We start from the raw sequence: 18,018 nt of genomic DNA, 5'->3' as shown, positions 1-18,018 counted from the left end.
GGTATGCCATGACCAGCCGTCGCCACTTTCTTCGTACCGCCGCGCTCGGCGGATTCGCGGGCGCGGCCGCGTGGTTCGTACCGCGCGCATTCGCCGCAGGGCAAGACGCCGCCGCGACCCGCCATAGCCCGGACTCGATGCCGGCCAACCCCGACGATGGCTCGGCCGCGGGCTATCGGCCTGCGACCAAATACGGCGCCGGCGGAACGCAGGCCGGCAATATGTTTTTCGAAACCTCGGATGCGACCGTCGAAGCGATGATGCAGGCGCACTGGGACGCGGGCGTGCGCTATTTCGATACCTCGCCCTGGTACGGGCTGGGCCTGAGCGAACGTCGTGTGGGGCATTTTCTCGACGGCAAGCCGCGCGGCGATTATGTGTTGTCGTCCAAGGTCGGGCGCTTGCTTACGCCGGACGCATCGATGGACAGTCACGGCATCTGGGCGGGTGATTTGAACTTCGACTATCGCTACGACTACAGCGCGGCCGGCGTGCGCCGTTCGGTGGAAGACAGTCTGCAGCGCCTGGGCGTGCCCAGCCTCGATATGGTGTTCATCCACGACCTCGCGCCGAGCAACAAAGACCTCGACGACTACGATGCCCAGCTCAAGATCGCCATCGAAGGGGCCATGCCCGAGCTGACGAAAATGCGTGACGAAGGCCTGATCAAGGGCTGGGGCATGGGCGTAAACGATATCGAACCGGCCCTTGCCGCGCTCGAGCATGCCGAGCCCAACGTCATTCTGCAGGCCACGCGCTATACCTTGATGAACCATGACGACGCGCTCGAACGCCTGTTCCCGGTATGCGAGGCCCAGGATTGTTCGGTGGTCATCGGCGCGCCGCTGGGCGCGGGCTTTCTGGCCGGCAAGGACCGTTGGCTCTATAGCGACGGCATTCCCGAGGGGTATCGCGAAAAACGCGCCCGTATCGAATCCATAGCGAAAGCCCACGGCACCGATTTGCGAACCGCAGCACTGCAGTTCACCGCCGCACCGGCGATTGTTTCTGCCACGATTCCGGGCGCGCGTAATGCCCAGCAGGCGCGCGAGAATGCAGCCTCCATGCGTGCCACGATCGACCCCGCCTTCTGGCAGGCGCTCAAAAAGGAAGGGTTGATCAGCGAGGCGGCACCGACCGCACTGGCCGGCGCGGCCTGAACTACGTCAGCGTGGGCGCGAGCTCACGCCACTGGCCGCTTTCCAGCCCATCCAGCGACCAGCCGCCGATACGTATGCGTACCAGGCGCAGGGTGGGTAGGCCCACGGCGGCGGTCATGCGTCGGACCTGGCGGTTACGGCCTTCGTGAATGGTGATTTCCAGCCAGGTCGTCGGCACGTTCTTGCGATAGCGTACCGGCGGATCGCGCCGCCACAACGCGGGCTCGGCGATCATCGCGACCTCGGCAGGGCGGGTCGGGCCGTCCTTGAGCGTCGGCCCGGCGCGCAGGGCCTCGAGCTGGTCGTTTGATGCTTCGCCGTCGACCTGGACCCAATACGTCTTGGCGAGCTTGTGTTTCGGGTCGGCGATACGCGCCTGTAGCCGGCCGTCGTTGGTCAGCAACAAAAGCCCTTCGCTGTCGCGATCGAGCCGTCCCGCCGGATACACACCCGGCACGTCGATATAGTCGGCGAGTGTGGCGCGGTCGTTGCCGTCGGTGAACTGGGTGAGTACCCGAAACGGTTTGTTGAAGGCGATAAGACGCGGTGTGTCCGGCCGCGGTGCGGGCTTGCGGACCGGTTTGCGGCGGCGCCCGGCGGGCCTGGAACGGGCGGGCTTGCGGGGCGTCTGGCTCATAGGCCGTTTGATCCTCGGCGGCGCGAACGCTCAAGCGGCTTCTTGAACGATTTACAAAGTTCAGCAAGCGGCATGACTATTAGACCCCGTTCGAACGATCTGTCTTCGCCTTAGGGGCGTGCCTGCGTGTTCCTTTGGCGGACAACCTGCCTGCTTGAGCGCAGCCAAATCAAGACACACCTGCCCGTCGGGAGCCGCCGGGCCCGCGCATGGTTTCACGCCACGGGCTGTATTTCTCAAATCGTCTCCGCAGATCGACACAGATTCACGCAGATGAAAGCGGGGACGCGCCGACGGCGCTCGCTCACCACGCGGGCAGCGCGAACCCCCAACGCTGTCAGCCCTCTGTCTTTTGGCGATATTTCCGCGTCTTGGCGTTCATTGGCGGACAACAACCTGCCTGCTTGAGCGTAGACAACTCCGTGGCCTGCCTCATCAAGCATGGTTTTAGTCGGTGTCGAATTCCTTGCCCCAGCTGTCGTGGGCGAGTTGGATCACGTGCGCAATCTCGTCGTCGGTGACGGCATCGGCGTTGCCGTGCTCGAGCGGGTCGTAGTGATACACGAACAACCGTGAGGCGAACTCGGCGAACGGCAACGAGGCTTCGCCGGGCAGTTCGCCGTGGCCTTCGGTGGTGGTGACGATGCCCTGGCCCCAGTCCTGGCCGCTATCGTTGTTGGGGTTGAAGAAATACACCCGCATGTCGCCGTCCGGGTCGAGGCTGACCCGCAGAATCGAAATGGCATGCCGGCCCACATAACGCGCGGCGCTGTCGGTAACCGCGATGCCCGCCGGTTGCGAATGAATCACCGGCACATTGCCGTTGTAGTAGGGGTGATAGCAGGCATAGAAATGCCGCACGAAGCCGGCGTGGTCGCGGATTTCGCCGGTCTTGGGGTCGGCGACCACGGCAAAGCCCTGGCCGACCCACCAGCCATAGAACTCGGGGTTGATCCAGCGATGCAGATCGTCGTCGCGCTCGCCGCACAGCCGGCCCATCTCGATATAGATACGATCAAGATGCGGCACCAGCAGCAGCGATACCGGGTCGACGTCGAGCGGGTTTTCCTTGGCCAACCCGGCTTCCAGGCCTTTCGAGGAAATATGCTGGCCTTCAAAGCGGGTGAGCACTTCGTCATCGCGCGCGGCCCAGGTGATCAACTGCAACAGATAGTCGGGGTCGTTATCGGCCCACATCGATAGCCCGATCACCGACTGGCAGGTCGGGTTGTTGCCCTGCCCCACGCCCAGCGGCTGGCCGAGCAGGCCGAGCACGCCGGCCAGCAAAAATACCCGCGGTGGCTGGGCATCGCCGCAGACCAGCCGAATACTGTCTTCGGTTGCCGGGGAGAGCTGCAGCCCGATCTGGCGCCACAGCCCGGCAGCGACCGGCGTGGAAAACAGCACGCCGCGTTCGAGTAACAGCGCGAGCCCGTAGATCGCCTGTGCGGTTTCCACGAACACGGTTTCGTCGATGAGCGTGTGCACGAGTTCGCTGTAGCACAGCAGCGCGTCCTGGCCGGTCTGGCTCAGCCCCAGGGCGGTGGGGATGAGCGAATCACCCGAGCCGTCGGGCAGACTGCGCAGATGCCGCAAAAGCACCGCGTGGTAGACCGAGGCCAGACCGGTATCGTGCATGGCATTGGCAAAGCCGAGCGCTTCGATCATCAAGGCTTCGCGATTCATGGCCTGTAGGCGTTCGGCATAAACCGCCACGCCCGGATCCTCCGCGCAACCCGGCGCCGGGGCGAACAGCGATTCCACCAGCCGACGGGCATCGTCGTTGCCGGTGGTGCTTTCGATGGCCGGGTCGTACAGACAGGTGGCGATCTGGATGACCATCTGGCGGACATCGTCGACCTCGATCGGGCGCTGGGCGAGAATGCGCCAGACCTCGGCCACCAGGCTATCGAGAATGCTCTCGTAGCCCATGTGCTCGAGCTGATAGTGATAGAGCGACTGCACGGCCGTACCCAGCTGATCCGGGCGCTCGCGATCGGCTTCGCTGAGCGTGCCCGAAAGCAGATCGAGATTGAGCGCCATCACCTGGGTGAGGAAGTTGCGCGCGCGCTCGGCGGTAATGCCGGGGTGGCGAAAATCGCGGCGCGCGACCGCCAGCAGCCGCAGCTCGCTCAGGGCTTCGATGGCGGTGGTGGCGGTATCGCCTTCGCGCAGCGAACGCACAGCCAGCGCCGGTTGCAGAATCGCCGGCCGGCCCCAGTCGCTTTTCGCGAATATGCCCGCCCGTTCATAGGCCGCGACGCGTTCATAGAGCGCCTGCGGGCCGCCCTCGGCGGCCAGAATGGCCGCAGCGCATTCCAGGACTTCGGTCTTGATGGCCTTGCGGGTGTCGTCATCGGCTTCGGCGAGCTGCGCCAGGGCGGAATCGAAGCGCTCGGTCAGGGAACCAAAATCGCGATTATCGTTCGGTAGGGTCATGGCAAGGCTATCCAACGCCAGGTTTGTGCCTGGCCTTCAAGTGGCGCTGTGCGGGTATGCACAGCCTGCGTGCTACAGGTTACTGCGTATCGCGTGGGCGGGGGCGCCTCGAACAATTTAACCGTGGCATGGCATGGTTCACGCAGGCCTCGCCACAGGTGGGCCTGCGGCCACGCGCCGGGCCGTAGGCACGGCAGCCCGGCGGCGATTCTGCCATGGTTTGGCCCACGCGAGCGCGCGGCGGTGCGATGCCAGGCGGTGAAGGGGTATGGCGTGTATGGAACCGGTGCGGTCGATGCACGGCGCGGATCGGCAACCAATCGCCATGTCAGGGCGTATCGCCTTATGACGCCGGATGGCGCTACACAAATTGCTGTAAAACACAAGAAAATGAAAACGTGAAACGCGATTTCAATTCGGGCATGATCAGCCCATCCGGGTTGGCCGGACTGCGGCCGGTACGGCGTACCACGAATACGCGGACCGGTTTGCAACGCACATTCATGGAGGAGATATCCGATGCTTTCGACACCTTTCAAAAAGGGGTTGCTGGCGGGCGCGACCGCGCTCGCGCTGACCGCTTTCCTGGCCCCGACGAGCGCGCTGGCGCAAAAGAGCACCACCTGGCGCGTACAGTCGCACTGGCCGAGTTCGAGCAGTTCGTATGAAGACAGCCTGGTGCGCATCAAGAACGTCATCGAAGAGCGCACCGATGGCCGTGTGAAGCTGAAGCTCTACCCGGCTGGCGCGTTGTTCAAGGCCCAGCAGACCTTCGACGCGGTCAAGCGCGGCACCGTACAGATGGGCACTATCTCGCCGGCCTATGCACAGAACCAGATGAGCCTGGCGGGCATCGCCTCGGGCCTGCCGTTTGCCTTTCGCAATGTCTGGGAAGCCGCCTATTTCCACAAGAACATGGGCTTCGAGGACATGCTGCGCGAAGAAGCCGCCGAAGAGGGCGTGTACTGGTCCACCGACAAGGTGTACCCGACCGAAATGGTGGTCGATCGCCCGATCAACAGCATGGACGATTTCAAGGGCCTGAAGATCCGTTCCTCGGGTGCGCTGCAGACCTTCCTCACGGAAGCCGGCGCCTCGGCGAGCTATATTCCCGGCGGTGAGCTGTACACGGCGCTCTCCAGCGGCGTGGTCGACGGCGCGCACTGGGGCGCGGCCCAGGGTGCGGCCAGCATGAGCCTGTACGAAGTGGCCAAGTACCACGTCAAACCGGCGCTCAATATCGCCGGCACGGACGTATTCATCATCAACCAGAAGGCGCTTGACAAGCTCTCGCCCGAAGACGCCAAGACGGTCAAGGACGCGCTCAACGAGCAGTTCTGGGTGCGTACCAACGAGTATCTCTACAAAGAGCAGCTCGCCCTGGCCAATGCCATGGCCGAACAGGACGTGCAGATCACCACGCTGCCGGACGATGTGCAGCAGCATCTGACCGAAGTCGCCCAGAAATCCTGGGAAGAGCAGGGCAAGCGTAGCGACAAGGCTGCCGAAGCGCTCGACAAGCTCAAGACGATGTTGAACCGTCTGGGCTATCTCGACGAAAACGCCTGATCCGGGTTCTGGTCTGACCGTCGCCCCGCTGGCCCTCGTGGCCAGCGGGGCGCACTTATCTGCGGGAGTCGCTTATGCGCCTGCTCAAGGGTTTCATCAACGCAATCACCCGGCTCAACGACTGGATCGGCCGGGCGGTGGCGTTGCTTATTTTCGTGATGTTCGCCGTGCTGCTGCTGGGCGTGATCTATCGCTACGCGCTGGATGCGCCCCGGGTATGGACCACCGAACTCACCCAGTTCGTGTTCGGCTTCTATGCGGTGATGTCGGGCGGCTACGTCATGGCCCATCGCGGGCATGTGAATGTGGATTTGCTCTACAGTGCCCTGGGCCCGCGCGTTCGCGCGACGCTGGATGTATTCACGTCCTCGCTGTTCTTTTTGTTCACGATCACGCTGTTCTATTACGGCGGCGTCATCGCCTGGGAATCGGTCGACAGCATGGAAACGTCCTACTCGGCATGGAATCCGCCGGTGTGGCCGTTCAAGATCGCCATTCCCGTGGCCGCCGCGCTGTTATTGCTGCAGGGCATCGCCAAGCTGGTCGAGGACATCGCCATCGCGGTGGGGGCGATCGCGCCGCCCAGCGTGGCCTCGGCGCGTGACAGCAACCCGGGAGAAACGGCATGAGTATCGAACTCACGACCCTGCTGTTTTTCGGCGCGCTGCTGTTCTTTCTCGTCCTGGGCCTGCCGCTGACGTTTGTGCTCGGCGGTGTGTCGGTGCTCTTTCTCTATTTCACCTGGGGGATCGATTCCTTCTATCTGGTGGCCTCGCAGATCTGGGGCACGATGGAGAGCTTCACGCTCGTCGCGATCCCGCTGTTTGTGTTCATGGCGATGATTCTGGAACGCACCGGCGTGGCCAATTCGCTCTATCGCATGATGTATCTGTGGTGGGGCGGCACGCGCGGCGGGCTGGCCATCGGTACGGTGTTCATCTGTGCGGTGTTCGCGGCCATGTGTGGCATCAGCGGCGCGGCGGTGGTGGCCATGGGCACCATCGCGCTGCCGTCGATGCTCGAACGCGGCTACGACAAGCATATGGCCCTGGGGGCGATCAATATCGGCGGCGGACTGGGTATTCTCATTCCGCCCAGCATCATCATGATCCTGTATTCGCTGATCACTGGCGTGTCCGTCGGCCAGATGTTCGCCGCGGGTGTGCTGCCCGGCATTCTGCTGGTCATCCTGGTGGCGATCTACGTACTCGTGCGCTGCTATTTCCAGCCCGAACTCGCGCCCGCGTTGCCGCCGGAAGAGCGCGGCGACTGGCCGGAGAAGTTCCGCTCGCTGGGTGCCGTGCTGCTGCCGATTCTGATCGTTGTGATGGTGCTCGGCTCGATCATGCTGGGTATGACCACGCCGACCGAGGCCGCTGCCATGGGCGTGCTCGGCGCGCTGATTTCGGCGGCGGTCTATCGCAAGTTCACCTGGTCGCTGATTCGAGATGCGGCTCTGCGCACGTTCTCGCTCACCGGCATGATCCTGTGGATTCTGTTTGCCGCACACGCATTCAGCGCGGCCTATCAGAGCATGGATGCCCAGGCCATGATCGAAGGCTGGATGGAAATGATCCCCGGCGGGCCCTGGGGCACGATCATCGCCATGCAGGTCATTCTGTTTCTCATGGCCATGGTGCTCGACCCGGTCGGCATCATGCTGATCACGCTGCCGGTGTTCATGCCGATCGTGGAAAGCCTCGGCTTCGACCCGATCTGGTTCGGCATTCTGTTCGTGATCAACATGGAAATCGGCTACATGACACCGCCGTTCGGTTTCAACCTGTTCTATCTCAAGGGCGTGGTGCCGCCCTCGATCACGATGCAGGATATCTACCGCTCGGTACTGCCCTACGTGATGGTGGGCATCGTGGGCCTGGCGATCATCATGATCTTCCCGCAGATTGCGACCTGGTTGCCAAACCTGGTGTTCTAGCGCCATACGCTAGACGTATGAAAGCCCGTCGGCGACGTTGCCGGCGGGCTTTTTTCGTGGTCGCTATCGCGAGGCCTGTTTTTTTCAACAGTCCGCCGATGAACGCAAAGGGCGCAAATGAAGGCGGAATGGGAAGATGGCTAAACTCGTTTCGAATCGCGGGTCAGAGCGTGTGTAACCAACGTCATCGACCGATTATGACGGGCAAGCACACTTTGTAGCGCAGCGCTCGGCCCCAGCGATGCTTCATTCGCGTTTATTGGCGTGCATTTGCGGACTCGCTTTTTCGAGCACCGCAATGAAGCAAAACGCGGCGCGCTAACCAGAAGCACGCCGCGTGTGCCCGATCAGGCCGTTTCGTTACGCCGTGGCAGGCGCCAGTCGCGACGCACGAAATGGCAGGTATAGCCGCTCGGGAACTTCTCCAGATAATCCTGGTGTTCCGGTTCGGCTTCCCAGAAATCGCCCGCGGGCTCGACTTCGGTGACGACCTTGCCCGGCCAGATGCCGGAGGCGTTCACGTCCGCGATCGTATCTTCGGCGACGGCTTTCTGTTCGTCGCTGGTGTAGTAGATCGCCGAGCGATAGCTGCGGCCCACATCGTTGCCCTGTCGGTTCTTCGTGGTGGGGTCGTGGATCTGGAAGAAGAACTCCAGCAGCTGGCGATAGCTGATCGTATCCGGGTCGAACACGATCTCGATCGCCTCGGCATGATCGCCATGGTTGCGATAGGTGGCATTCGGCACATCGCCGCCGGAATAACCCACGCGGGTCGACATGACGCCGTCGTAGCGGCGAATCAGGTCCTGCATGCCCCAGAAGCAGCCGCCGGCCAGAATCGCTTTTTCTTGTGCCATCAGATGTCCTCCACTTGATCGATGAACTCGCCGTAGCCTTCGGCCTCCATCTCGTCTTTCGGGATGAAGCGTAGCGACGCCGAGTTGATGCAGTAACGCAACCCGCCACGATCCTGTGGCCCGTCCGGGAAAACATGGCCCAGATGACTATCGCCGTGCGTCGAGCGCACCTCGGTGCGGGTCATGCCGTGCGAGTTGTCCTGTAGTTCGTTTACGTACGCGGGCTGGATTGGTTTCGTAAAGCTCGGCCAGCCGCAGCCGGATTCGTACTTGTCGCTCGAGGCGAACAACGGCTCGCCGGAGACGATATCCACGTAAATGCCGGGCGCCTTGTTGTTCAGGTATTCACCGGTGCCCGGCGGTTCCGTGCCGCTTTCCTGGGTGACCCAGTATTGATTTTTATCCAGTTGGGCAATGGCTTCGGGGGATTTGCTGTACTTCGGCATGTCGCGCTCAAAGCTGTGTGCGAATAGGTCAATACATGATGGCCGGTGGGGTTAAATCAAGTGTATCGGCCGCTGTAGCGCCCGGGCCGACAATCGGCCCCCGGTGTTCAGGAACCCATGCGTTGCCTCTTAACGGCGTCGAAGCACGATTCGAGCATTGCTGTCTGCGGTCGGAGCTTTGAATGTCGAAACCTCAGTAGTTCACGCCCTTTTGCGGTTTGAATTGATGGTGCGGGTTAATTTCTACCTGGGGTTTCGCACTGCTGTGCGAGTTACTTCTCTTGCTTGCCCAAGAGAAGTAACCAAGAGAAGGGCACCCTGTCTTGCGCCGATGCTTCGCATCGGTTCCCTGCGCGGCTCCGGCGGCAAGCGGGACGGCCGGAAACTCGCTTCGCTCAAACATCCGGCCGTCTTCTTCCGCTTGCCGCCTCCACTGCTCGGCGCTACGCCCAAGGACCTCAATACAGGCAAGCTCGCTATCGCTCGCTCAAGGTCACGGCTTTTGTAGGTCGGATTAGCCTACGGCGTAATCCGACAAGAACGTAGACACGCGCCCTGATTTCGGTGGGTAGCCGTAGCGGCTCAAGGCTACGGGTTACCTGCTGTATTCGGGCCCCGTGTGAAGCGAACGAGAAGCACAGGGCCGAAGGGTGTCCGGCGCATAGCGCCGGTGCGGCCAGCCTGGCTGAGGATCGCCAAAGCGATCCGAGTTCTGGCCGTATCCCTTTGGTACGCGCATCGCAGTGGTTCGGCGCGCAGCGCCGACGCGCAACCAGGGCGTCTTTTCCTTTGCTTCCTTTCGTTTGGACGAGCAAACGAAAGTGAGTCGCACAGCAGTGCGAAAAAAAAGCAACGACAAACTCGTGAAGCGCCGAAAGCACGCGAGCTCGAGCCTGCCCAGTTCCGAATCGACTGTTCAGCGAGTCAGACCAGAACGCTCCGCGGGGCCGCCACATATGCGCGCATAGCTTTTCCTCTACCTATCCATTGACCAAGTTGAAAACGCATTAGACCTTTGGCGCAGGTTCGCGATTTTCACCCCTAAGCGCATTTGCCGAGTATGCGAAATCCGCTAATGTCGTCGAATAGCCAAGGCGAGGGGGCGCGCTTGGAAACTCGACTGAACCTGCAGCCCGGTCAGAACGGGACCAAAGCACTCGTCAAGAAATACGGCGAGCGGCTGGTTTGCGTGCGTTACCGATACGACGCTTCCACTGCGACGCGGTACAAAACCGTCGAACTCATCGAAGAGACGCGGCCATGGCATCCAGAAGGCAGTCGTGAATCACATCTGATGGAGCGCGCCGCCGATGAGCCGGTTCTGCTGCGTATCGGCTACGACGAGAAGGCGCTGCGGGAAACCGTGAGACGGCAAGGCGGCCGATGGCGGCCCGAAGAGAAGGCGTGGCGTAGCACCTACGGAGTCGCCAAAGAACTCGGGCTGGTCGATCGTATTGTCGGAGATATATAGATATGGATACTTATATATCTAGTACTGGATATATGCCGCCTAGTTGGCGTTATACCTCAAGTGCCAAAAACACCATGGACTTTCGAAAATGACCATGGTAAAATACTTTATTTAAATGATATGAGATTAATAGATGAGCAAAATTAAAGCTCGATCAGGCACTTTCACAGACAACATAAAACTACCTGTTCATAGGTGGTTTCGTTATTCAGCCGGCTACTCGGCTGAGTGGGTTCAATCTGAAATAAGAAAATTTGAATCAGAGCAAGATACAAAAGCTGTTGTTCTCGATCCTTTTTTAGGTTCAGGCACTACAGCTTTTGCAGGTGCTTCTTTAGGTAATCAGGTTTACGGCTTTGAAGGCCATCCATTTGTGGCGAGAATTGCCAAAGCAAAGAATCAATGGGTGCTTGATGAATTGGATTTTAAAGAAGCGTGCAATCAGGTTCTTAACTTAGCGGAAAAGCGCAACAAACAAACTGAGCGCCATGATGAATCAAATTTGCTAGGAAAGTGCTATGACATCGAAGCGCTATCTAAGCTAGATAATTTGCGGTTTGCCTATGAAAAACTTGCTGATGAAAATCCTGTTTGGGAGCTAGTATGGCTCAATATAACATCCATTCTTAGGGCATGCAGTAAAGCGGGAACGGCACAGTGGCAGTACGTCTTGCCAAAAAAATCAAAAGCAAAAGTCATTGATGTTAAGGAGGCATTTTTAGGAAAAGCCGAGCTAATGGCCCAAGATATGGAATACGCAAAATGGTCAAACTGGTCTAACAGCGCTCAGATATTTAAGCAGGATGTTCGGGATTCAATAGAATCGCCAAAGTGCAATCTACTTATCACTTCTCCTCCATATCCTAATAACTATGACTATGCAGATGCTACAAGACTAGAAATGATGTTTTGGGGCGAAATTGATGGCTGGGGTGACCTGAAAACAGCTGTAAGACCAACAATTATGAGGTCATGTTCTCAACACTCCGCAGCAGATAAAATAGTGCTCGATGAAATCCTTGAAGAGTCACTGCTTGAACCAATTTTGGAAGAGCTCACTCCTGTTGTCAGGGAGCTTGAACAAGTAAGGCTCGGAAAAGGCGGTAAAAAAACTTATCACACTATGATAGCGGCATATTTTCTGGATTTATCAAAAATCTGGAAAAATTGCAGACCTGTGATGGATAAAGGGTCAGAAATATGTTTTGTAATCGGTGATTCAGCCCCATACGGTGTTCACGTGCCAGCTGAAAAATGGCTCGGAGAACTTGCCGTTTATCATGGGTTTAAATCATTTTCTTTTGAGAAACTTCGCGATAGGAATATAAAGTGGAAAAACAGAACACATACAGTACCCCTCCATGAAGGGCGTCTCTGGGTTAGAGGGTAAAGAATGGCAGATGCAAAAGCACATAAACTAGGCCAAATGATTGGTGAGTTTATAGAAAAATATTTCGAAAAGGAATTGCTATCTATTTGCAATGATAGAGAGCTATATCTTGATATAGTCGGGAAAGTTCGTAAGGCGAGAAAAGGCAAAAAAGTAAAGTGGGTGGATGTATATGGCAGTTTCCATGATTTGGACTTTGTTATAGAAAGAAATGGCACTGAAGATAGGCTAGGCGTCCCAGCGGCTTTAATCGAATGCGCATGGCGCAGATATACAAAACATTCGAAGAATAAAGCCCAAGAGATTCAAGGCGCGGTCTTGCCTATTGCTGAAAAATACAAATACCACAAGCCTTTTTTGGGTGCAGTTATAGCCGGTGTATTTACGGCACCATCCATTGAGCAGTTAAATGCTTGTGGCTTTGAAACCTTGTATATCGAGTACCAGGATATCGTTGAAGCGTTTCGCATTTTTGATTTAGATGTTAGCTTTGAAGAGAGTACACCAGATGATGATGCCGCTTCAAAAATTGATGCACTTCAAAATCTAACACAAGATCAGTATAAACAAGTTTTCACCAAGATTATGGAGTTAAGTTCTGAGAAGGTTCAGCATTTCAAGGCGTCATTAATGGCCTCGCTAGATCGCCAAGTTTCTCGGATAGTGATCGCTCCGCTCTATGGTGTGAGCAGCTCCTTTGAAACAGTAGATGATGCGATAGTATTTATTAATAATTTTAGCTCTGAATCTGTTCCTAACGATGCAATATTTGAAAAGCTATATATAGCTGTTGAATACTCTAATTCAGATAAAATTACCGGCGAATTTTCCAATAAAGAAAACGCTAAGCAATTCTTAGAGAACATAATCAAGGTATAACAAAGCGCTGCACTCGGACAATTTTTCCGCTGCGCTCCAAAATTGCCGGTGAGCTTGGCGTTATGTCCTGTTGAAAACTGCGGGAAAAGATGAAGGTTACAGCTTGGAACAACGGGAAACACAGCTCGTCGGGCGCTGGGTATGGGTTAAAACTCGCAGCTACAGATCGCGATCACTTTTTTTATAAATCTTGGGAAGTTGTGTCCATTAAGCTGCCCAATGGAAAGGTAACCCAAGTCAATATCGATAAGGCTTCCTTCTGGGGAAGCACATGTCGTGAGCTAATCGATCAAAAAATTGGCCAGTGGCTTATCGAAGCCCGAAAAGCTCCTTGGCCGTCTGGCTCTCCACCCAAATTCGAGCTGGTGCCTAAACTAAAGGGCCATTTTGAGCTGCGGGAAATTGAAACATAACAGATCGCTGCAGTTGACCGCCCAAAGCGCTGCCGCGCTTCGGCCGGCAACTGAGCTTAGGCGTTATACCGGTCAAGGCTCGGACGGTAGGCAGTATTCTGCTTAACCATGAGTCCTAGCGGTTGGGAATTAAGGTCGGCTGATAAATTTTTTTGGGGGGGGGAGGCTGAATGAAGACAATCGGCTTTGTTGTACTTTCGATATGGCTTGGTGGCGCTTTAAGGGGCTGCTGAAATAGCCGCAAAATCTATTCGCGTCGTCGCGGCTGAAGAGATCGACCGCTCTTGATTGGTCATTTTTTGTTCAGTTTGATGGGTTAAACCGCTCGAATCGCGGTTTTCAGACACAGCAGTGCCACAGCAAGAGCTCATGCAGCCTCCAATGCGGCGATGCGCACGAGGTTATAACTGGTGAACACCAGCGTGGCCTGGGCGCCGACCCTGGCCAGCCCGCGCAGCATCGTTTGTTTGAGCGGGCGATTGAATTTGCCCCAACCGAATGGCGTTTCCACGCGGTGGCGTGCGTTACGTGATTGGGCGTAACCCGCGTGACGCGTGGTCCGGGCATCGATCGCCGAGCGTCGCCCGCGGGTATGTTGGGCCACGTGCGGCGTGACGTTGGCCGCTCGCGCGCCCGCCACAAAGCGCTTTTGATCGTAGTTCTTGTCGGCCGCTACGGTCAGGCGGCGTGTACCCGGCCTTCTATCAAGCATCGTCAATGCGGCATCGACTTCGGCGGTGCCACTGGCCACCGTGGTTTGGCTATCGACCACCAGCGCATGCCGATTGTCGGTGAGCACATGGCCGATATAGCACAGACGACTCGCCTGGCCCGGGGCTTTCTTGTAGAGCCGGGCATCGGGGTCGGTCTTGCATTCGTGCGTGTGCGAGCGGCGCTTGTCGCCCTTGAAGTTCGGCGGCCCTGTGGGCGGTTCGTCGTCATCGTCCTTGCGTCGATAGCTGCCCATCGAAGCCCAGGCATCGATCAAGGTGCCATCCACGCAGAAATGCTGATCGGATAGCAGTCGACGCTGGCGTGCCTGATCGACCACGGCTTCGAGCAAACGAGCGGTCATGTCGCTATCGATGAAGCGCTGACGGTTCTTGGTAAAGGTGGTGGCATCCCAGATCGCGTCGTCCAGCGACAAACCGACGAACCAGCGATAGAGCATGTTGTAGCGCATCTGCTCAACGAGCTGGCGCTCGGAGCGGATCGAGTACAACACCTGCAGCAACAACGCCCGGATCAGGCGCTCGGGCGCAATCCCGGGGCGGCCTGTATGCGAGTAACTGACCGTGAGCGTGCCTTGCATCGATTCCAGGGCCGCATCGACGAGTGATCGGATCCGGCGTAACGGGTGATCCGCAGGCACGAAATCGGCTGTTTGGGAATACGAAAACAGGCACGGCTGTTCGGCATCCGGGCTACGCATCAGGCGGCTTCCTTGTGGCTTCGAGTCACGATAGTGTCGCGTAAATCCGGCGGGTTTTTCAGCAGCCCCTTAATTCTGTCGGGTTTCTACGTCCTGTCGGATCGAAAAGACTGTATTAATGATGAAGGCATCATCAAAGGGATTCTCTGGTGCGAAAATCAACCTAAAACTCAGATGGGTCAGTCCACGTATATTTTTTCAAATTTTATAAGGGGAGCCTTGTGGCCGATACACGCAGCTGGTTATTTCGCTAACGACTCGACATTAGAAAGCCGGTTTTCGCCCCCTCAAAGTGATTACTCAAATCCCTCGGAAGACAACGCGGGCGCCTACAGTTGCCGACAAATGATGAGCGATATCAACGAGGGCGGTAACGCCGCGAAGCGCCGAATGATGCGGCATCTCCAAACTGAAATTTTTAGTAAAGACGACAGACGTAATGAGCTAAGGCTGCGGGCGATTGCCACAGACTATTACGGTCATGATCCCTCAACTGAAGAACTTCGACAGTTTTCAGCAGAAAGCCTTCGCTTGGCTATCGGGGCTTGCATGTTCAATCCGGATATGACTGTCAAAGAGGCTTATTTCCTCGGCGCGAATACCGTCGTACCCGGAAAATTTAGCAAATGACAATTCGTTGAACAGATGGTGAAAATGCATAACGAAACGCTGCAGTTGACCGCCCAAAGCGCTGGCGCGCTTCGGGTTCCCTCCGCAGCCTTCGGCTGCTCCGGCGGCAACTGAGCTTCGGCGTTAACAATGATAGATCTCGGTAGTTTTGTCTAATGCTCGATCCTAAATATACAGACCAAATTCTCGACGCTTGGCGCGCTGACCAGGAGCATCCGCATAGAGGAAGGCCTAAGCTCTCACCCCCGCCTGTCGATGCAATTCGTTGCCTTTTGGACGAATGCTTTCTCGCTACTTTGCGGGATGAAGAAGGGCAGCCAATTCACTTTTCAGTGGGTTTGGTCTGGGATCAAGACCCCAATAGTTTGGTTGGTCCGACAATGCACCCTCCTATGCGGCTGGACTCCGAATCAGAGTTCTCTGCGGCGAGCTTGGCAAAGCTTGCGCCAGCTTTCGATCCGGTGCTGACAACAATCGTTTTGCATTGGAATAGTGGTAACGCGACGCTGGAATATTGGGGGCTCTGGTCACATGCTCAAGGGCATAACCGATTCTCAGAGGTGCCCGTCGGAGTTGCTGGAGGGGCAAACTTCAGACCCGACATCTTTACTGTGATTTCAAAAGGGCGTGCTGCATTCGCCGTTGCACGTGGCAATAGTCTAATCGGCACATTCCACGCGGGCTACTTTAAAGTTGCTAAGCCAACACCCTTCACAAGTCATTCTTTGGGACGGCACGTATACGCAGTTGTTGAAAAGGACCCCATATTCGGCTCTACAGGCATGAGTTATTGGCACTACATTAGAGATGGGCTAGAGCTCCTACTTTCAGAAGCGTCACTTCGCGGCCATGGCGGCACAATTGTCCTTCTGCCGCCGGACATGGCACCAGTCGATTCATGTTTTGCGAGCAAATATAAATTACGCGGCTCAGTCAGTCTTAAAGACACTCTGAAAAAATGTATGGAATGTGAAAGAGAAATTGCTAGCAGCATCGCGTACCGAAAGGTGGCAAATGAATCGATACAAAGAATTTCACAGCTTGCTGCGGTCGACGGCGCTTTAATTCTAACTTTTGATTTGGAAGTGATCGCCTTCGGCGCTACGCTGACGGCGCCGCGCTCATCGGTCATTCCAACTATTGGAGCAGATGGCTTTGGATCTCCTTCCGGGCAACCTTTTGCCGTTAATCGCTACGGAACGCGTCACCGATCCGCAATGGACTTTGCCGCAGCTGTACCGCACGCGATTGCATTTGTAATTTCTCAAGACGGCCCAATTCGGGCGTTCAGAAGCGAAGATGGGAAGACTGTTGAGGTGTGGCCGGACTGCACGACTTCCATGTTTGTATAAGCATCCTAATAACCTAATCCACAGCTCCTCTTTTCGGGGGCAGTTCCAACGAACTAATGTAGCGAGAGAGAATCTATGACCGACGCTATTCCTTATACGATTGGTGTTTTGGATAAGCTGCGGTGGAATTGTCATCTAGGCAAGCACAAACACTTCGCTGCATCTGGGCGGGGGCGGCGCTACCATGTCCTAATTGGTGTTCCGATTATCGTAATTAACTTATTACTGGGGTCCGTTTTTTTTGCTGAGCTTAGCTCACAGCTCCCTGTTTGGACAAAATGGGCCGGGGCTGGCTTAGCGCTCGTGGCAGCAGTGCTTGGCGGGGTGCAGACTTTCTTCCATTTTCAGAAAGAATACGAAGGGCACCGAGCCGTCGCTAACCAATACCTTGCGCTGGCGCGCGAATGTGAGCGCCTCATTGCGCTCTACTTCGACGGCATCATTGATGTGGATGCGGTTTCGAAGGAAATACATCGGATTAATGGCGAGTACAACACCATCAATCAAGAAGCAGAAGCGTTTACCACCAAAGGGGCCGACTACGAAGCCGCTACTAAAGTTCAGGAACGCAAGAAAGTCAGTGAACCCTCGCTAGTAGAACAGGAACGGGCGCGGATTCAAGCTAATGTTAACAAGTGAATCAAGCCGACCAATTTTCCGCTCGCGCTCCAAATTGGCGGCTTATTCTGGCGTTCGGTAGAGTAGCTAATGAGCTCGCAAACATATCACCGAGACCAATTTCTCAGCACACTGGATCATCTTGGTTCTGTATATGCCAAGGTCGCTGGGGCTCTTGGGCGAAAAGGGTTATTCACATTTCCCGACCATCACAAGCTGGCTGAGGGATTATTCTTGAGTGCTTGGACGCATTGGGAAGAATTCGCCAGGGTTATTCTGCTCGACGACTTGTCGGAAGACCCCAACGGGTTTGTTAGAGCGGACGTCAAAAAGTTCAGAGTTAAAGGCGCTCCACGACGCATAGCCGAGAGAGTGCTGGTACATCCTGACCACCCAAACTCTTTTATAAATTGGGATTATGGCTTGGTAAAGTCGCGAGCCGACACCTTTTTAGGTCATGGTCACAGGTTTGCCAATACGCTCCCTCGAGCTTCCGATTTAGACAAAATGAAACGTATTCGAAACGCCGTGGCGCATAAAAGCGACAGAGCTTGGGCTAGTTTTAAGGGCGTGGTGAAATATCCTCCGTTTTCTCTGGCGCCTAACCAGATGAAAGGTATAACCGTTGGAAGATTTCTCGTGTCGCATAATTGGAACAACCAACGAGTGATCCTGGAGTGTTTCGATATTCATCGTGCTCATGCTTGGCATCTCGTGCCTTAGCTACAAAAAGCACCGAATGAATCGCCCCGGGAATGCCGGAGGCTCGTGGGTTTGAGTCATGCCGCC

Annotated in this window: 17 protein-coding genes; 12 read left to right on the top strand and 5 right to left on the bottom strand. The window is 56.5% G+C overall.

Features of this window, described 5'->3' with window-relative positions; genetic code table 11:
* Window positions 1-8: 8 nt before the first annotated feature.
* Window positions 9-1,160 (top strand): aldo/keto reductase, encoded by a 1,152-nt coding sequence (locus T5B8_RS18590; RefSeq protein WP_353180840.1) that lies wholly within the window; start codon window positions 9-11, stop codon window positions 1,158-1,160.
* 1 nt (window position 1,161) lies between these two features.
* Here the strand turns inward: T5B8_RS18590 and T5B8_RS18585 are convergent, their stop codons facing one another.
* Window positions 1,162-1,797 (bottom strand): pseudouridine synthase, encoded by a 636-nt coding sequence (locus tag T5B8_RS18585; protein ID WP_353180839.1) that lies wholly within the window; start codon window positions 1,795-1,797, stop codon window positions 1,162-1,164.
* 447 nt (window positions 1,798-2,244) lie between these two features.
* Window positions 2,245-4,236 carry a hypothetical protein gene (locus tag T5B8_RS18580; RefSeq protein ID WP_353180838.1) on the bottom strand — a complete coding sequence of 664 codons (1,992 nt, stop codon included), beginning with the start codon at window positions 4,234-4,236 and terminating at the stop codon, window positions 2,245-2,247.
* A gap of 519 nt (window positions 4,237-4,755) precedes the next feature.
* Here T5B8_RS18580 and dctP point away from each other — a divergent pair.
* The 3 genes from dctP (at window position 4,756) to T5B8_RS18565 (ending at window position 7,741) form a co-directional block, all read left to right on the top strand.
* Window positions 4,756-5,805: a TRAP transporter substrate-binding protein DctP gene (gene dctP, locus T5B8_RS18575; RefSeq protein WP_353180837.1), complete on the top strand. Its 1,050-nt coding sequence runs from the start codon at window positions 4,756-4,758 to the stop codon at window positions 5,803-5,805.
* 74 nt (window positions 5,806-5,879) lie between these two features.
* Complete coding sequence (locus T5B8_RS18570; RefSeq protein WP_353180836.1) at window positions 5,880-6,434, top strand: TRAP transporter small permease subunit; 555 nt, start codon at window positions 5,880-5,882, stop codon at window positions 6,432-6,434.
* Window positions 6,431-7,741 carry a TRAP transporter large permease gene (locus T5B8_RS18565; protein WP_353180835.1) on the top strand — a complete coding sequence of 437 codons (1,311 nt, stop codon included), beginning with the start codon at window positions 6,431-6,433 and terminating at the stop codon, window positions 7,739-7,741. Before T5B8_RS18570 ends, T5B8_RS18565 begins: the two co-directional genes overlap by 4 nt.
* Before the next feature lie 347 nt (window positions 7,742-8,088).
* Here the strand turns inward: T5B8_RS18565 and msrA are convergent, their stop codons facing one another.
* Together msrA and msrB are read right to left on the bottom strand one after the other, a co-directional pair.
* Window positions 8,089-8,598, bottom strand: coding sequence for a peptide-methionine (S)-S-oxide reductase MsrA (gene msrA / locus T5B8_RS18560; protein ID WP_353180834.1), 510 nt, complete (start codon window positions 8,596-8,598; stop codon window positions 8,089-8,091).
* Window positions 8,598-9,044 carry a peptide-methionine (R)-S-oxide reductase MsrB gene (msrB, locus tag T5B8_RS18555; protein ID WP_353180833.1) on the bottom strand — a complete coding sequence of 149 codons (447 nt, stop codon included), beginning with the start codon at window positions 9,042-9,044 and terminating at the stop codon, window positions 8,598-8,600. The genes msrA and msrB overlap by 1 nt, the downstream gene beginning before the upstream one ends.
* A gap of 1,108 nt (window positions 9,045-10,152) precedes the next feature.
* Between msrB and T5B8_RS18550 the strand changes: the two genes are divergently transcribed.
* The 4 genes from T5B8_RS18550 (at window position 10,153) to T5B8_RS18535 (ending at window position 13,197) form a co-directional block, all read left to right on the top strand.
* Window positions 10,153-10,515, top strand: a complete 363-nt coding sequence (locus tag T5B8_RS18550; protein ID WP_353180832.1) for a hypothetical protein — start codon at window positions 10,153-10,155, stop codon at window positions 10,513-10,515.
* Window positions 10,516-10,648: 133 nt separating this feature from the next.
* A complete protein-coding gene (locus T5B8_RS18545; RefSeq protein WP_353180831.1) occupies window positions 10,649-11,905 on the top strand; it encodes a DNA methyltransferase in 1,257 nt (418 codons plus the stop codon).
* 3 nt (window positions 11,906-11,908) lie between these two features.
* Window positions 11,909-12,784 carry a DNA methylase gene (locus T5B8_RS18540; RefSeq protein ID WP_353180830.1) on the top strand — a complete coding sequence of 292 codons (876 nt, stop codon included), beginning with the start codon at window positions 11,909-11,911 and terminating at the stop codon, window positions 12,782-12,784.
* 89 nt (window positions 12,785-12,873) lie between these two features.
* On the top strand, window positions 12,874-13,197 hold the full coding sequence (locus T5B8_RS18535; RefSeq protein ID WP_293617704.1) for a hypothetical protein: 324 nt from the start codon (window positions 12,874-12,876) through the stop codon (window positions 13,195-13,197).
* A gap of 367 nt (window positions 13,198-13,564) precedes the next feature.
* Here the strand turns inward: T5B8_RS18535 and T5B8_RS18530 are convergent, their stop codons facing one another.
* On the bottom strand, window positions 13,565-14,629 hold the full coding sequence (locus T5B8_RS18530; RefSeq protein ID WP_353180829.1) for an IS5 family transposase: 1,065 nt from the start codon (window positions 14,627-14,629) through the stop codon (window positions 13,565-13,567).
* A 33-nt stretch (window positions 14,630-14,662) separates the two neighbouring features.
* On the opposite strand from T5B8_RS18530, the gene T5B8_RS18525 reads away from it, so the two are divergent.
* The 4 genes from T5B8_RS18525 to T5B8_RS18510 all read left to right on the top strand — a co-directional run bounded on the left by T5B8_RS18525 (window position 14,663) and on the right by T5B8_RS18510 (window position 17,952).
* Window positions 14,663-15,259, top strand: a complete 597-nt coding sequence (locus tag T5B8_RS18525; protein WP_353180828.1) for a hypothetical protein — start codon at window positions 14,663-14,665, stop codon at window positions 15,257-15,259.
* A gap of 155 nt (window positions 15,260-15,414) precedes the next feature.
* On the top strand, window positions 15,415-16,611 hold the full coding sequence (locus tag T5B8_RS18520; protein WP_353180827.1) for a putative sensor domain DACNV-containing protein: 1,197 nt from the start codon (window positions 15,415-15,417) through the stop codon (window positions 16,609-16,611).
* A gap of 75 nt (window positions 16,612-16,686) precedes the next feature.
* Entirely contained in the window at window positions 16,687-17,250 is a 564-nt protein-coding gene (locus tag T5B8_RS18515) for a DUF4231 domain-containing protein (protein ID WP_353180826.1), read from the top strand.
* A gap of 69 nt (window positions 17,251-17,319) precedes the next feature.
* Window positions 17,320-17,952, top strand: a complete 633-nt coding sequence (locus T5B8_RS18510) for a hypothetical protein (protein ID WP_353180825.1) — start codon at window positions 17,320-17,322, stop codon at window positions 17,950-17,952.
* Window positions 17,953-18,018: the final 66 nt, after the last annotated feature.

Source organism: Salinisphaera sp. T5B8 (assembly GCF_040361255.1).
Lineage (GTDB): Bacteria > Pseudomonadota > Gammaproteobacteria > Nevskiales > Salinisphaeraceae > Salinisphaera.
This window is presented reverse-complemented; position numbering and strand designations above follow the sequence as displayed.

Excerpts from the sequence above, each read along its gene's own strand:
- T5B8_RS18590 (WP_353180840.1), top strand. The coding sequence starts at position 9 with ATGACCAGCCGTCGCCACTTTCTTCGTACCGCCGCGCTCGGCGGATTC.
- T5B8_RS18585 (WP_353180839.1), bottom strand. The coding sequence starts at position 1,797 with ATGAGCCAGACGCCCCGCAAGCCCGCCCGTTCCAGGCCCGCCGGGCGC.
- T5B8_RS18580 (WP_353180838.1), bottom strand. The coding sequence starts at position 4,236 with ATGACCCTACCGAACGATAATCGCGATTTTGGTTCCCTGACCGAGCGC.
- dctP (WP_353180837.1), top strand. The coding sequence starts at position 4,756 with ATGCTTTCGACACCTTTCAAAAAGGGGTTGCTGGCGGGCGCGACCGCG.
- T5B8_RS18570 (WP_353180836.1), top strand. The coding sequence starts at position 5,880 with ATGCGCCTGCTCAAGGGTTTCATCAACGCAATCACCCGGCTCAACGAC.
- T5B8_RS18565 (WP_353180835.1), top strand. The coding sequence starts at position 6,431 with ATGAGTATCGAACTCACGACCCTGCTGTTTTTCGGCGCGCTGCTGTTC.
- msrA (WP_353180834.1), bottom strand. The coding sequence starts at position 8,598 with ATGGCACAAGAAAAAGCGATTCTGGCCGGCGGCTGCTTCTGGGGCATG.
- msrB (WP_353180833.1), bottom strand. The coding sequence starts at position 9,044 with ATGCCGAAGTACAGCAAATCCCCCGAAGCCATTGCCCAACTGGATAAA.
- T5B8_RS18545 (WP_353180831.1), top strand. The coding sequence starts at position 10,649 with ATGAGCAAAATTAAAGCTCGATCAGGCACTTTCACAGACAACATAAAA.
- T5B8_RS18540 (WP_353180830.1), top strand. The coding sequence starts at position 11,909 with ATGGCAGATGCAAAAGCACATAAACTAGGCCAAATGATTGGTGAGTTT.
- T5B8_RS18535 (WP_293617704.1), top strand. The coding sequence starts at position 12,874 with ATGAAGGTTACAGCTTGGAACAACGGGAAACACAGCTCGTCGGGCGCT.
- T5B8_RS18530 (WP_353180829.1), bottom strand. The coding sequence starts at position 14,629 with ATGCGTAGCCCGGATGCCGAACAGCCGTGCCTGTTTTCGTATTCCCAA.
- T5B8_RS18520 (WP_353180827.1), top strand. The coding sequence starts at position 15,415 with ATGCTCGATCCTAAATATACAGACCAAATTCTCGACGCTTGGCGCGCT.
- T5B8_RS18515 (WP_353180826.1), top strand. The coding sequence starts at position 16,687 with ATGACCGACGCTATTCCTTATACGATTGGTGTTTTGGATAAGCTGCGG.
- T5B8_RS18510 (WP_353180825.1), top strand. The coding sequence starts at position 17,320 with ATGAGCTCGCAAACATATCACCGAGACCAATTTCTCAGCACACTGGAT.